Genomic DNA, 13,867 nt, shown 5'->3' with positions numbered 1-13,867 from the left:
TCTAGACTCCGGTAAAACTCTTTTGAGACAATAAAGAAGTTATACTATAAGGAGCTCTATGCTGTGGATAAAAAAAATTGCTATTAATTTTTTTTCTTTATTTTTCTTTTACACATATCTTTTATCGCAAGTTCCTCCAACTCAAAAATTTAACCCTACACAAGCTGATCAAACAATTGCGCGTGACTTGCAACAAAAAGCCAAAGATTATATTAAAGCGAATAAACCACCCTATGCACAATCGCTCGTTCATTTAGCAACAGATGATTACGCAAATGAAGTGAGAAAGACAACAGGAGATACCCAATTTGTTGATAAGACCTTCGGACTTGCTGAACACGAAGCACTCATCAATGCGGCGCTCAAAAACGAAATAGATCACGCAAATTACTATGTTGTCTATACCGCTATTCCAACATTCCATATGTTTCAAGACATTGTGCTGAAAATGTATGAGGCGACTCAAGGGAATAAGGGCGCACTGAACAATGATGCTTTCCAGTTTGTTCGCTATCAATACAATGATCCCGACTTTAATACGATTTCCAACACCGCATTATTTATGCGAGATCAAATAAACAAATATGGCATCATTAATGATCGCCAGGCAGAAGTGAAAAAACTTCTCTTGTCAACGAATCTGGCTCTTTTTGGTAACATCGGCTTTACCGGGGAATCTACCTGGTATTTTTTCAACGAACCTCAACCATGGGCACTTCAACAATCCTGGAAAGATTTCAAAAAAACTACCCTAATCCAATCACTAAAAAGCTTCGGATACGCAGAGAAGTTCGTCGATGGACTCCTAAATGCGGAAAGACTCCTAGAAGATGCGCAAGGGTATTTGCCGAGTGATCTTATGCAAATTTTTATTCCTGCACCCCTAAACCAGCTCAATCCAAAGCCAGCCGAAGCTAAATTTGTTAATAAGATCGGTTACATTTCATGGCGCTTAGGCCTTCCATTTGATTTAGATCTACTTCCTAGGTTATTTAATTTACAGAAAATGACTTTTGGCGTAAAAGATGGGATGATTTTTGATCTTTCTCAAACAGGCGGAATTAAACAACCAGGACGCGTTTACCTTTTGCCTACAGTTGAAAATTTCATTGAAGAATTTAAGAAAAAGGAACAATCTGCCATAACTTTATCACGAGACTTTGCAAAAAAAGCAGAAGACAATTGGTATAGCCTCAATGCTATGCTTCGACGCTACAAAAATAATCCATCCGCCTTGCTCCATAAAAACTGGCTCCAGGGGCGTATATTAATAACAAACGATGTACTCCTCAATCCAGAAAGTGGCGTGCTCATTTATCGTTATGATCCTATTGCTCCTATCGTAAAGCAAAAATATCAAGCAGCTCTTGGTGCGGTCTTTGCTGAAATGGAACGGGATCGTATTGCTCGCAATCAAGTAGTGCCAGTGACAACTTTTGACCTCGAAAGCTCATTAAAAAATCTTACGGCCGTACTGGAAAAACTCGCAACTGTTTTTTAGCAAAATGACGACCAGATGGAGTAAAAATGATTTTGAAATCAAATGCACTGAAATTTTATATATGTTTAATCATACCTTCTTTAATATATGCAGAAATAGCTGATGAACAAGTAGCTATGCAACTTTTCGATTCGGTAAAAGCAGCTGAAAAAAGAGGTTACAGCTTTACACAATCGCAAGCTCAATTAAGTGTGCCTAGGATACAGCAGAAAGTCCGATCACTGGAAAAACTGGCACAAAATAAAAAGATCATAGACGAGTGCTTTCGTAAAGAAATGGATATGAAAAACACCCACTATGTTTTTTACACTGCCGTTCCCTATCTGCGCCTTTTTCAGGATATTACTCGGAAACTCTACAAACGAAAAGTTGGTAATATTGGCGCATTATCTCAAAAATCGTTTCAATTTATACGGTACACATACAATGATCCAATCTATGGCCAATATAAAGACGTTACCGATTTCTTGATTCAAGAGATTCAAGAAAATGGCATGGTGGACGATAACCTTACCCGTCTTAAAACAATTTTAGTCTCAACCAACTTGGCATTCTTTGGCAATATAGGTTTTACAGGTGAATCTACTTACTATTACTTAAATCATCCTCAGCCATGGGCGAGAGCAAAACGCGAATGGCTCGACGCTTCGCTCAAATCATTTGGTTATTCAACGGCATTTTCCAACGAACTTCTTGCACTCCAAGATTTAACAAAAACCGGAATGGGCGATCTCTTTCAGCTTTTTATTCCGAAGGAAATGGTGAACTCAATTGGGTATCTTTCCTGGCGCCAAGGGATTCCATTTGACGTACCTTTTATTAGCGCGATTTTCCAGCGGCCCAATCTAAGCTTGAGCCGAGCTGATCAAATTTATCCAGATGAGATAAATAAACTCATTAATGAAATAAAAAAGAATTGGAAAGAGAAAGACCCTGCGACAGTCACATTGGTAAATAATCTGCTTGAAAGTGTACGCGCGGGCAAATTCCATTTAGATGAATTCTTACAAACATATAAAAAAGCACCTGCCGCGTTACCATTCTTGAATTATTATCAAGCTCGCTTGTTAGTAACCAACGATCAGCTCTTGAATCCTAGTAGCGGCATTATTATTTATCGGTACTCAAGTATGGATCCTCAAAAAGAGCAAGAATATAAAGCTAAATTAAATGGTATTCTTGAAAAAATGGAAGATTCAAAGAAAGTTCCTGATACCAGTTTCGCTGAGAAACTTGAAAATTTGAAAAATTCCTTAAATCGGCTTACTGCCAGAATTACTGCAACGCCTTAAAGGGATACGTATGATGAAATCAGCAAGAATATTATTTTTTCTCGCGTTTTCTTTTGCAAAGATGCAAGCAGATAAAAATATTGATGCGGGAATTCTACCTTATTATTATGATGAAAATGGAAAGGCATATTTTCTTTTGGGAAAAGAACCCAATGGCGTTTGGGCAGATTTTGGTGGTAAGCACGAACAAGGAGAATACTCGAGCGAAACGGCAGCTCGCGAATTTTCTGAAGAAACTCGCTACGTTTTTGGTAAGTATGCCGGAAAAATTAATCTTCTTGAAAAAGCTGAAAAATCACAATTAAAAGATAGTGTTAATTATATCAAGGGAAGAATTACTGCAAAATTAGAGCATCCGAAAAAATATTACATCATGTATCTTGCTCAGGTTGACTTTATTCCAGCTGAAATGTTCACAGATGCGCCGAAAGTACCGCATTATGAAAAAAAAGATTACGAATGGGTTCCAGCAAAAAAATTTATTAAAGCGATTGAGATGTCGAGCGATCGCAATAATACTTTTTTTGAAACAAAACAGATCCGCAAAGAGTTCTTTGATACCCTAAAACATGAATATTCAACTTTAAAAGACATTTTTTGTGTACAGAAAAAAAAATCTATGAAATACACAAAAAGCAAAAAGGATTACTCAATCCTTGAAGACTCTTTGCAAAATCTTGCCCGATCGATTCATGAAGTCGAAAAAAAACTATTAAATTAACAAAAGGGATACAATGTTAAAAAAAATTAAATTAATATTTCTTTCTGGACTCTTTTCTTGTATTTCTTACTCGCAAGAAATGCATGTCAATGGTGGAATTTTACCCTTTTATTACGACAGTTCAGGAAAAGCATTTTTTTTGATGGGCCAAGAACCGAATGGCGTGTGGGCAGATTTTGGTGGACGATACGAACAGGGGGAAAACTGTTTAGAAACGGCTAGTCGTGAATTTTCGGAAGAAACTAGATATGTATTTGGCAAATTTGCATCTGGCCTAAAGAATCTAGAAAAAAAAGCTGATGCTTCTTGCTTAAAAAGTAGCATTGATTATATCAAAGAACGAATCTCTGGAAAGTTGGTTCACCCTAAAAAATATTACGTCATGTATCTGGCTCATGTAGATTTTATTCCAGCGCAAACATTCACAAAAGCCTATAAAGTGCCGCATTATGAAAAAACAGATTACGCGTGGGTACCCGTTGCAGAGTTTATGGAAACTATCAAGAACACAGATGATCGCTTGCATGCTTTTTATGGAAGCAAACAAATAAGAAGACAGATTTTCGATGTTTTTAAAGCGCATCACGATGATATTATTCGTCTGATCTATCCAACAAAACGTGCTAAGAACTCTCAGGATCAGAAAGTATGTAGATCGGACGCAAAAGCAAAATCAACTATCTCAAAAAAAAGCGCTACCAAATAACCAGATTGTTATTTTTTCAATAGTGAACAAGCATGTTGATAATAATCGCTGCTGATCCCTTCAAGATTTGTTAAGAATTTATGAAGTTGCTGCGATTGTGTTTCTTCCATTGCAGAAACCAAAACTTTTTCTAATGCTTTGTGCACTTCCATTTTTGCTGCGTGCTTATTTTTTACTAATGAAAGCGCATACGATTCATAAAGTGCCAAGCACGATTGATCTGAGACGAATGTTTTGCACCGCTCAATGAGTTCTTGGGCAGCAGAAAGATCGTTTCGCTCCAAAAGAATTTCGCATAAAACTTCGGCAGTTGCTAGTAAGCGCTGAGTGTTAGCCGTCTCTTGATACAATTGAAAAAGGGTAGAAATAAAAAGCTCGTTGTTCGGCTTTATTGAAGCAAGAAGTTCATAAACACCTATCGCTTCGGCAAGACGCCCTTCTTTTTTATAAAGTTGCGCAGCAGTGATATATCTATCGATCGCTTGTTCATCAGTAAACGACCATAATAGATCCCCTTCCAACTGATAAGAAAATGCCCGATCGTTAAATGAATGAACTAATAATCGGTAAATTCCTAATGCGCGTTCCTTTTCTCCACGCGCCACAAACTCAGCCAACTTAAACCATGCAACATTATATTTATCTGCAGGAACCTGCCTCATCGCACTTCCTTTTTTTATGCCCCAACAATAACTTTTGGGGGACTCCGTAATCAAATCTAGCCAATTGCGGAGATTGATTTTCATGTTATACGCTGTCAAAACTTATCACAAGAATAGCAGTTTGTACTTACTGCACAACTAAATAAATTTTTTACTACTCTCGATGCATGTATCTGAAAAATAATGCGGTATCAACGTAACAAATAGAAATCAAAATAAGAAAGGATTTGTATACTTGTTAAAAAAGAATGTCCCTCATTGCCCCGATCATCAGGCCACGCCAGTATTTAGTCAGAAGTCTGCAAAAATCTTTTTTTAGCAAATGCTCGGCCAGATTGTGATTTAAGGTATTTTTCAAAGTCTTTGGCTCTGGTTTGATCGGAGAAACCTAAATACATCTCTAACTTCCAAGGTCTGTATTCAGATGTATAGGTAGATCCACAAGAATTGTGAGTCGCTAATCTTTGTTCCAAATTAGTGGTATAGCCAACATAAAATATCTCAGGGAAACGTATAGATTGGATTAAATAAACATAGTACATTTTTTTATACTGGATGGGTCCGTCTTCGTTCATCTTCGCCAAAGCTTCGATGAACTACTTCGGACAGTCTTCGCTTTTGGCAAACAAAACTTATTTCACTATTAATTCTTCCTCGCGGCGCCAGCCAGACGAAGCTGCGTAGGCAGCGAAGACTGGTGCCGAGGAGTGGAATCGAACCACCGACACTGCGCTCTTCAGGCGCATGCTCTACCACTGAGCTACCTCGGCGTACTATTTTGTAATCAAAAAACGAGGAAAGAGATGATAAATGTTTCTTGATTATCCCTAGCAATATACCCTAAAAAGGGCTAGATTGCGGGTTCATTTCAATAGGCACTATGTATGGTACCCATATCTTCTTTTTTGTCAACAATGAAATTTGCCAACCCCCTATCCCTTTGGTACGCTTGATTATATAGTGCTAAAAACAAATTACCCATGAGTATTTATGAATTCCCTTCAGGCGGCAATTAACGAATTTAAAAACGCATTTTCCCAAGCTTTATCGGCAGCAAAAGATAGTTCTGCTCTCGAGACGGTGCGCATTAATTTCCTCGGCCGTAAAGGCAAAATTACCGAATTAATGGATGCGCTAAAAACTCTTTCAATTGAAGAGAAACGAACATTTGGCCCCATCTTAAACGAACTCAAGCAATGGGCAGAAAAATCGTTTTCATCGCAGCATGATGCAGTTACGAATCAAGCACAAAATGCGGAACTTGAAAAACAGAAAAATTTTGACGTTACAGCAACGATCGGATCTTCCCCTGCCGGATCCCTTCACCCGATGACTCACATCAAAGAGCGGGTTGAAAATATTTTTATTTCGATGGGTTATCAGATCGTTGATGGACCCGAAGTGGATAATGAATATTTTAACTTCGAAGCGCTTAATATTCCTGAAAATCATCCAGCGCGCGATATGTGGGATACCTTTTGGCTTGATGTTCCGGGCCTTTTATTGCGGACCCACACTTCATCGGTGCAAGCGCGGGCTCTTGCAAATAATAAACCGCCATTTGCTGCAATCGTTCCGGGCCGAACTTATCGTCATGAAGCGACAGACGCAACGCACGATTTTCAATTTATGCAAGTTGAAGGAGTCGTTATCGATCGCGGTATTTCGATGAGTAATTTGATTGCAACATGCAAAGCTTTTCTGCAAGAAATGTTTGGCGGCAAAGAACTTTCTTTGCGTATCCGCCCGAGCTATTTTCCTTTTACCGAACCAAGTATTGAAATCGATATTTCCTGCCCATTTTGCACAGACGGATGCTCAGTATGTAAATATTCAAAATGGATTGAAAGCGGCGGCGCTGGATTAGTTCATCCGCGTGTGCTCAAAACTGCAGGCATCGATTCGGATGAATATAGTGGATTTGCATTTGGCTTTGGTTTAACACGCCTTGCAATGCTTATGTACGGCATTAACGATATTCGTCTATTGCATTCAGGAAAAATCGAATTTCTTGAGCAATTCTCATGATAATTATGAAATCAAAAAAATTAGAGAAAAATAAGGAGTTTGTATGGACGTTTTGAAAGCTGTCATACCCGCAGCAGGTTTAGGCACACGTTTTTTGCCATTCACGAAAGCTGTTCCCAAAGAGCTCCTTCCAATTTTAAATAAGCCTGCGATTCAATATATCGTTGAAGAAGGAATTGCTTCAGAAATATCGCAGTTTTTCATGATCACGAGCAAGGGAAAATCTGCCATCGAAGATCATTTTGATACCAATAGCGATCTTGAGCTCCTTCTTAAAGAAAGAAATCAGCTTGAGTTGGTCGCATCACTTGATAAAATTGCGCGCGCAGCACAATTTTGTTATATTCGCCAGCCTGAGCCACTTGGCCTTGGGCACGCAATTTGGATGGCGCGACACGTCATTGGTAAAGAACATTTCGGGATTTTTTTGCCTGACGATATTATTATTTCAAAAGTTCCAGCAATGCTTCAACTATTAAAAGTTGCGCGCCAAGAAAAAGCGAGCGTAATTGCTGTGCAGGAAGTGCCAATAGAACAAATTTCTTCATACGGCGTTATCGGCATCAAAAAACAACTCACACCAAATTTATTTCAAGTTTCTCATCTTGTAGAAAAACCTGATCAAAAAGACAGTCCTTCAAACCTTGCAGTGGTGGGGCGCTATATTCTTTCAAATAAAGTTTTTGCTGCACTTGATCATATCGAAGCTGATAAACGGGGCGAAGTACAACTAACCGATGCAATAACTGAAATGATGCGTACGCACAGCGAAAAAGTTTACGCGTTTAAAATTCAGGGAATTCGTCATGATGTTGGTAATCCAATTGGGTGGATTAAAGCAATAATAGGATGCGCACTGCAAGATCCACAATGCGCACCCCATATTACTAAAATCCTTGAAGATAAAGAACTTATGGATTCGTTTATCTATAATCGCTCAAAGATTGTTGAACATTCGCTTTAATTATCCTTTTAGTTCTTTTAAAAGAGCTTCAGTTGAAGTACGTTTTTCATCTGGCTCACTGAAGAATTCTTTTTTTTGCGCGATTACTGCTTTAGTTCTTTCCAGCAGTTTTTCTAATTCATTTTTAAAATCTTTAAATGAATTGCTTGTAAACCAACTTGTTTTTTTGTCGGCAGTTTTTGCCTCTTTAGCTATTTTTACAATCTTTTTTGCTCGACCCATGATTCCTTCAAAAGCATCATCAGGAGTCCCTGCATAATTACTCGGTTTACCTTCAAGATACTCGAGTAATATAAGAATAGTATTAAGATCGGCACTGAAAGTAATTCGCATTTTCAATTGCTCAATATCCCCTTTTTGTAAAGTATCTATTAGAGTCTGAACATCTTGTCCAATACGGGAATGATTTGCTGAGTCCAAAATAATAAACTGTGATTTGCCTTTAACTTTATTAACTGCGACAGAAATCCAATGTGTCCAAGTTCCTTGAATAAAGCCTCGTTGGTTTTCATATTCGTGTGAATTAGCAAGCACAAAAACATGAAAATAATCCTGCTGACTTTGAAAAGCAGCGACTTGATTCACCATTTCTTCCGTAAGGCCTTGTCCTTTACTGAATTCTTTCTGTGTTAACCAATCGGGATTATCGATGACGGTAATAAATTCACTTCGGTGCTCAATCTTTTCAGGAATTTTGCTTTTGATTAATAACTCAATTTCAGCGCCATTAAGCCAATCTATTGTTCCTTTTCTTTCGCTTTTCTCTCTGCTTTTTTTTATTACTGGAGACCAATTATCGAACCAATTTTTATAAATTGCATTACTTTTTAGATCGTTCAAATAAATCTTGCGTTCTTCATTATTTGAACCCGCAATTATCGCATTTAAAATCAAAATACCATTTTTAAGTGCATGATATCCGCAATTTGCTCCGTCAACTTGGGTTAATACTCCCATTTGTTTTATATCGCCCGATTGATAAATCCAGTTGGCTTCTATAAGTGCCGGTTGCCCCTTTATCAGTGCTGGGACTTCCTCCTTTCCTGGATTAACTGGAATGACTGGCAGTACAAATTGCGATCCGGCTAATTCTTGCGCAAGCACGACCAAATTCACGCTAAGCGTATCGAGTTCGGCGGCAAGGTTTACCATCGCGTCAATCTGTCGAAAAAAAACTAATATCAAAACTATCAATATTCGTTTGATCATACCTATCTCCTTATCTTGGTTTCTGTATTTGACTATAAAACTCAGCCATTGCTAATGTCGATAGTTAAAGAATCAAATTTATTGCGCAATTGAAATTTAATTTTGTAAAATAACAGCAAAAAGAGTTGGAGGATTTCAATCATGAAAAAAATATTTCTCTGTTTATTTTTTTTCTCAACAATCGCTTATTCAGATGCAGATTGCATGGACAATAGTCAGCATGGTGATACATCTTGGGGATACGATTACAAAAAATACTATTACGTTGGCGATTGTACGTGCCCTTGTTGGCGCTATGCGCGTTCTTTTCGACGCAATAAATGCGAGCGCTGTGGACACTTTAATGTTCCGCGCCCCATTATGCCTAAAAAATGTGAAGAAACAGAAGTCGTCGGTTAATTATTCTGTTATTTTTTATTTGCATGTCGCATCAAAAACGGAATAATAGAATCAGGATTAAGCGAAATTGAATCAATCCCCTGTTTGATCAAAAAATCTGCAACTTCTGGATAATCGGATGGTGCTTGCCCGCAAATACCGGTATGCTTGCCCGATTTTCTAGCGCCTTCGATTGCCATTTTCATCATGAGCATTACTGCTTCATCCCGCTCATCAAATAAGGAGGTGAGAAGTTGCGAATCGCGATCGACAGCTAACGTTGTCTGCGTAAGATCATTCGAACCGATAGAAATGCCATCAAAATATTCACAAAATGATTTGATCAAAATAACATTTGAAGGAATTTCGCACATCATAAATAATTGCAACCCCTTTTTGCCTCGCTCGAGCCCCTGCGCTTTAAGCACTTCAATCACGCGTTGCGCTTCTGCAACAGTTCGAACAAACGGGATCATGAGAACAATATTGGTAAATCCCATTTTTTCTCGCGCAATTTTCATTGCTTGGCATTCAAGCTCAAACGCCTTTTGATAAAGCGGATTATAATAGCGAGAAGCACCTCGAAGCCCAAGCATCGGATTTTCTTCCTGCGGCTCAAAATAAGAACCGCCAACTAAATTTCGATATTCATTACTTTTAAAATCTGAAAATCTTACAATAACCGGTTTCGGATAAAATGCAGCGGCAATAGTTGCCACGCCTTGCGCAAGGGAATCGACAAAAAAACTTTTCGTGTCTGAATATCCATTCGAAAGTGATGCAATATCAGCGCGAATTTTTGCATCAGTAATTCTTTCCGGCTCTACCGCCGCCATTGGATGCATTTTTATTTTGTTCGTGATAATAAATTCAGTACGCGCTAAACCAATGCCATCAATCGGCATCCATGAAAGCGAAAATGCCCTTTCTGGTTCAGCAATATTCATATAAAGATCAACCGGAAGTTCAGGTAATTTTGCCAGGCTAATTTCTTCTTTTTTAAACGGCACCGCTTTACCGTAAATATAGCCAGTGTCACCGCGCGAACAGTCGATCGTTATTTCTTGGCCCGCTTTTATTTTACTCAGAGCGGTTCCAACTCCCACAATCGCAGGAATTCCTAGTTCACGGCTTACAATTGCTGCATGGCTCGTGCGCCCTCCGCGTTCGGTAACCAGCGCTGCAGCTTTTTTCATTAATGGCACCCAATCAGGATCGGTCATCTGCGTAATGAGAATATCTCCCTCATTAAACGTTTCGACCTCTTTAATGCTTTTTATTATTCGCGCCGGCCCCGATGCAATCGCCTGACCAATGCTTTGCCCTGTTGCAATGACCGCATCGTTTAAAGCAGAGCCTTTAGTTTCAAGGTGATAACGAACCACTTTATGTTCATTTTTTTCTACTGCATGAACCGTTTCAGGCCGTGCTTGAACTATGTAAATTTTTCCATCATTGCCATCTTTTGCCCATTCAATGTCCATAGGCGTCCATGCATCATGTAATTTGGAATAATGTTCTTCGATAATTATTCCAGCTTGGGTCAATTCAACTATTTCGCTTTCAGATAGGCAAAATGTTTTTTGCTCCTGGGGAGTGCAATTAATTTGCTCAATTGATTCCTTGCCACTTGTTCCATAAACAATTTTGATTTCTTTGGTGCCCAATTCTTTTTTTATAATAGACTGAAATCCTTTTTTAAACGTAGGTTTATGAATCCAGAACTCATCAGGGCTCACTTTGCCAAGTACTATAGCTTCACCAAGGCCCCATGATCCATTGATGATCACAACATCCTTAAAGCCCGATTCTGTATCCAGTGTAAACATAACGCCCGATACACCCAGATCGGAGCGCACCATTTTCTGCACACCAATAGAGAGCGCAATTTTCATATGATCAAATTTTTTCTCAATGCGATACATAATCGCTCGATCGGTAAAAAGAGATGCAAAGCATTTAATACATGCTTCTTGCAGAGCTTTATTTCCTTTAACATTGAGAAACGTTTCCTGCTGGCCTGCAAATGATGCGCCCGGCAAATCTTCAGCGGTTGCAGATGAACGCACAGCTACATCGCAATTTTGTTGCTTATAATAATCGGAGAGCCATGAATATGCATCATCGATCTCTTTTGCAAGATCCTCTGGAAGAGTCCCTTGCAAAATAAGCTGACGAATTTGGGCACCACGCTTTTTTAATTCATCTAAGCTCGTTTGCTGCGTAATCGGTTTCAAAATCGCGGTAATTTTTTCTTTTAATGCATTGTGATCTAAAAAGTGCCAATACGCTTGCGAAGTAATTGCAAAGCCATTGGGCACACGAAGGCCTCGATTGGTTAGCTGATTAAACATTTCCCCCAGCGAGGCGGTTTTCCCACCAACTTTTGCGACATCGTTCATACTAATTTGATTGAAATAGCGTATATAGTTCATACTTAACTCTCGTCATTCATAATTAACAATTTTTGTGCATGAAACTTTTCTATCAAGCGCACAATACCTTGTAAAAAAATGTGTTTTTTTTACACTATGCACTAATTGTAGTACATCTTACTTCATTAACACTATTATCAAGAGAATATTATGAAAAGATTATTCGTTATTGCTTTAGCATTAAGCACAATCGCGATTCTTCCTGAATGCGGACGCAAAAAATGCTGCACAAAAGAATGCCCTTCAAACGTGGTTGCGCAAAATGAGCAAAGAACTTCAGGGCCACTTTCTGAAAAAGAAGTAGGCTGGGATAAAGAAGACTTCGCATAAAAAAAGCCGGGATCTCTTCCCGGCTTTTTTATTTTTTTGATTCGCGCACTCCGCCCAAGACTGTCGGCTTGTCTCCGCCATCCTTCGATACAAACGCGAAACGCGTCCACTCAGGACGAGCGGGATATCTAATCCGCTCGTGGTGAGTGTTTTGCGAACCTTGGAGCAAAATGTATCGAATCCATGAGCGCAGAAAATTATTTCTTTTCTCGCTTATAGGTTCCCATTAATTGCGCAGTAGCAAGAATGTGCCCTTTCATTGCAGCTTCCATTTGTGATTTGGTTGGTGCTGTTTTAAATTCAAGTTTTATATCAAGCGCATATAATTTAAAAAAATATCGATGCGTACCGCTTGGTGGGCATGGCCCATGAAATACCAGTTTCCCTTCATCGTTTATCCCTTCGCTTGCGCCGCTTAAACGTGAAATAAGCACATGCTCCTCAAGGCGCCGAACCGTTCCAGGAATATTATAGGCAAGCCAGTGCACCCACGTTCCCATTGGGGCATCTGGATCATCAACGATCAACGCAAAAGATTTTGTTTTCTCGGGAGATCCCTCCCAAAGAAGTTCTGGTGAAAAATCTTCACCATCACAGGTAAAACGCCGTTCAATGGCGCCCCCGTTTTTAAAAGATGGACTCATTAACTTCATCGCTAAACCTCCGCTTGTCCAAAGACATACGAATAAAAAAAAAGAAAACCGCAAAAAATAAAGCAACACAGATTCACCTCCTTCTCATTTGATAAAAGGAGTCTATCATAGCAAGATTTTCTTCATCCATATTTTTATAGTTAGCGCTGGATTTTTCCCCAAGCGATTGATACGATTTGGTTAAATCTGCTAGGAACTCAAAAAGGAGAATTCATGATTAAAAAATATGGCATTTTTTTGCTAGCGCTTTTAGCCCTCGTAGGGGTTATTCTTTTTTATAGTTCAGGAAAATTTAATCCTAAACTCGAAGAATTTGAACAAAGCTGCCCTACTGGCATAGTGCAACCATCTGGTCACTCGGCAAACATCGCAGGGCTGCAACCTGTGCATTACTCAAAAAAAAACTTCAACTTTTCAGCAATTAAAGGCTTAAGCGCTAAACAACTGAGCGAACACAATACGCTTTATGAAGGATACGTAAATAAACGTAACGAAATTGCTGAAAAATTAACAACGGTTGATCGCAGCAATCAAAATAGAACGTATGCTCCTTATCGTGCCCTCAAACTCGCAGAAACGTATGCACTTAATGGCTCGCTCCTGCATGAACTCTATTTTGAGAATATGAACAACGAACATTCATCGGTTGGCGAGCTTATGAATAATCTTATAACTAAATCGTTCGGCTCATTTGCTGCATTTAAAGAAGATTTAATGGCAGCAGCGCAAGCATCGCGCGGCTGGGTGCTCACCGCCTATTCACTTGATGATCATTTAATTCACAATTATGTACTTGAAGAACATAATCAAACAGTACCAGTTTTGGTGATGCCTCTTTTAGTTCTGGATGTGTATGAACATGCATACATGATCGATTTCGGCATAAAAAGAGCATCTTATCTTGACATTTTTTGGGATCAAATTGATTGGAATGTTATCGAAAAAAGAATTCAAAAATGGGTTATGCCTTTTGCTCAATAGCAGGTTT

14 protein-coding genes and 1 tRNA gene are annotated in these 13,867 nt (G+C 38.9%); 9 read left to right on the top strand and 6 right to left on the bottom strand.

Annotation, left to right across the window (positions count from 1 at the left end; all coding sequences use genetic code 11):
* The first annotated feature begins 58 nt into the window (after window positions 1-58).
* From HYX58_02095 to HYX58_02080, 4 genes are read left to right on the top strand one after another with little or no spacing between them, the layout of a single operon-like run.
* Window positions 59-1,501, top strand: coding sequence for a hypothetical protein (locus HYX58_02095; protein ID MBI2774773.1), 1,443 nt, complete (start codon window positions 59-61; stop codon window positions 1,499-1,501).
* A 26-nt stretch (window positions 1,502-1,527) separates the two neighbouring features.
* Window positions 1,528-2,793, top strand: coding sequence for a hypothetical protein (locus tag HYX58_02090; protein ID MBI2774772.1), 1,266 nt, complete (start codon window positions 1,528-1,530; stop codon window positions 2,791-2,793).
* 10 nt (window positions 2,794-2,803) lie between these two features.
* Complete coding sequence (locus HYX58_02085) at window positions 2,804-3,514, top strand: NUDIX domain-containing protein (GenBank protein MBI2774771.1); 711 nt, start codon at window positions 2,804-2,806, stop codon at window positions 3,512-3,514.
* 13 nt (window positions 3,515-3,527) lie between these two features.
* Window positions 3,528-4,220: an NUDIX domain-containing protein gene (locus HYX58_02080; GenBank protein MBI2774770.1), complete on the top strand. Its 693-nt coding sequence runs from the start codon at window positions 3,528-3,530 to the stop codon at window positions 4,218-4,220.
* A gap of 8 nt (window positions 4,221-4,228) precedes the next feature.
* Here HYX58_02080 and HYX58_02075 read toward each other — a convergent pair whose 3' ends face one another.
* The 3 genes from HYX58_02075 to HYX58_02065 form a co-directional block, all read right to left on the bottom strand.
* Complete coding sequence (locus HYX58_02075; protein ID MBI2774769.1) at window positions 4,229-4,882, bottom strand: hypothetical protein; 654 nt, start codon at window positions 4,880-4,882, stop codon at window positions 4,229-4,231.
* Between the two features lie 287 nt (window positions 4,883-5,169).
* Window positions 5,170-5,424 (bottom strand): GIY-YIG nuclease family protein, encoded by a 255-nt coding sequence (locus HYX58_02070; protein MBI2774768.1) that lies wholly within the window; start codon window positions 5,422-5,424, stop codon window positions 5,170-5,172.
* A 153-nt stretch (window positions 5,425-5,577) separates the two neighbouring features.
* Window positions 5,578-5,652: transfer RNA gene (locus HYX58_02065), tRNA-Phe, on the bottom strand.
* Window positions 5,653-5,872: 220 nt separating this feature from the next.
* Here HYX58_02065 and pheS point away from each other — a divergent pair.
* Both pheS and HYX58_02055 read left to right on the top strand, forming a co-directional pair.
* Window positions 5,873-6,910, top strand: coding sequence for a phenylalanine--tRNA ligase subunit alpha (pheS, locus tag HYX58_02060; GenBank protein MBI2774767.1), 1,038 nt, complete (start codon window positions 5,873-5,875; stop codon window positions 6,908-6,910).
* A 43-nt stretch (window positions 6,911-6,953) separates the two neighbouring features.
* Window positions 6,954-7,874 carry a UTP--glucose-1-phosphate uridylyltransferase gene (locus HYX58_02055; protein ID MBI2774766.1) on the top strand — a complete coding sequence of 307 codons (921 nt, stop codon included), beginning with the start codon at window positions 6,954-6,956 and terminating at the stop codon, window positions 7,872-7,874.
* Here the strand turns inward: HYX58_02055 and HYX58_02050 are convergent, their stop codons facing one another.
* On the bottom strand, window positions 7,875-9,083 hold the full coding sequence (locus tag HYX58_02050) for a hypothetical protein (protein MBI2774765.1): 1,209 nt from the start codon (window positions 9,081-9,083) through the stop codon (window positions 7,875-7,877).
* Between the two features lie 141 nt (window positions 9,084-9,224).
* On the opposite strand from HYX58_02050, the gene HYX58_02045 reads away from it, so the two are divergent.
* Complete coding sequence (locus HYX58_02045; GenBank protein ID MBI2774764.1) at window positions 9,225-9,482, top strand: hypothetical protein; 258 nt, start codon at window positions 9,225-9,227, stop codon at window positions 9,480-9,482.
* A gap of 8 nt (window positions 9,483-9,490) precedes the next feature.
* Here HYX58_02045 and ppsA read toward each other — a convergent pair whose 3' ends face one another.
* Complete coding sequence (gene ppsA, locus HYX58_02040; protein MBI2774763.1) at window positions 9,491-11,896, bottom strand: phosphoenolpyruvate synthase; 2,406 nt, start codon at window positions 11,894-11,896, stop codon at window positions 9,491-9,493.
* Between the two features lie 150 nt (window positions 11,897-12,046).
* On the opposite strand from ppsA, the gene HYX58_02035 reads away from it, so the two are divergent.
* Window positions 12,047-12,226: a hypothetical protein gene (locus HYX58_02035; GenBank protein ID MBI2774762.1), complete on the top strand. Its 180-nt coding sequence runs from the start codon at window positions 12,047-12,049 to the stop codon at window positions 12,224-12,226.
* 197 nt (window positions 12,227-12,423) lie between these two features.
* On the opposite strand, the gene HYX58_02030 is transcribed toward HYX58_02035, so the two are convergent.
* Window positions 12,424-12,879, bottom strand: a complete 456-nt coding sequence (locus HYX58_02030; protein ID MBI2774761.1) for a YbhB/YbcL family Raf kinase inhibitor-like protein — start codon at window positions 12,877-12,879, stop codon at window positions 12,424-12,426.
* A gap of 213 nt (window positions 12,880-13,092) precedes the next feature.
* Between HYX58_02030 and HYX58_02025 the strand changes: the two genes are divergently transcribed.
* The gene (locus HYX58_02025) at window positions 13,093-13,860 is read left to right on the top strand and encodes a superoxide dismutase (GenBank protein ID MBI2774760.1); all 768 of its coding nucleotides are present in this window, start codon (window positions 13,093-13,095) and stop codon (window positions 13,858-13,860) included.
* Window positions 13,861-13,867 lie beyond the last annotated feature (7 nt).

It is taken from the genome of Candidatus Dependentiae bacterium (assembly GCA_016191325.1).
Taxonomy (GTDB): Bacteria; Babelota; Babeliae; order Babelales; family JACPOV01; genus JACPOV01.
Note: the sequence above shows the minus strand (reverse complement) of the source record. Positions and strands in the feature narration are given on the sequence as shown.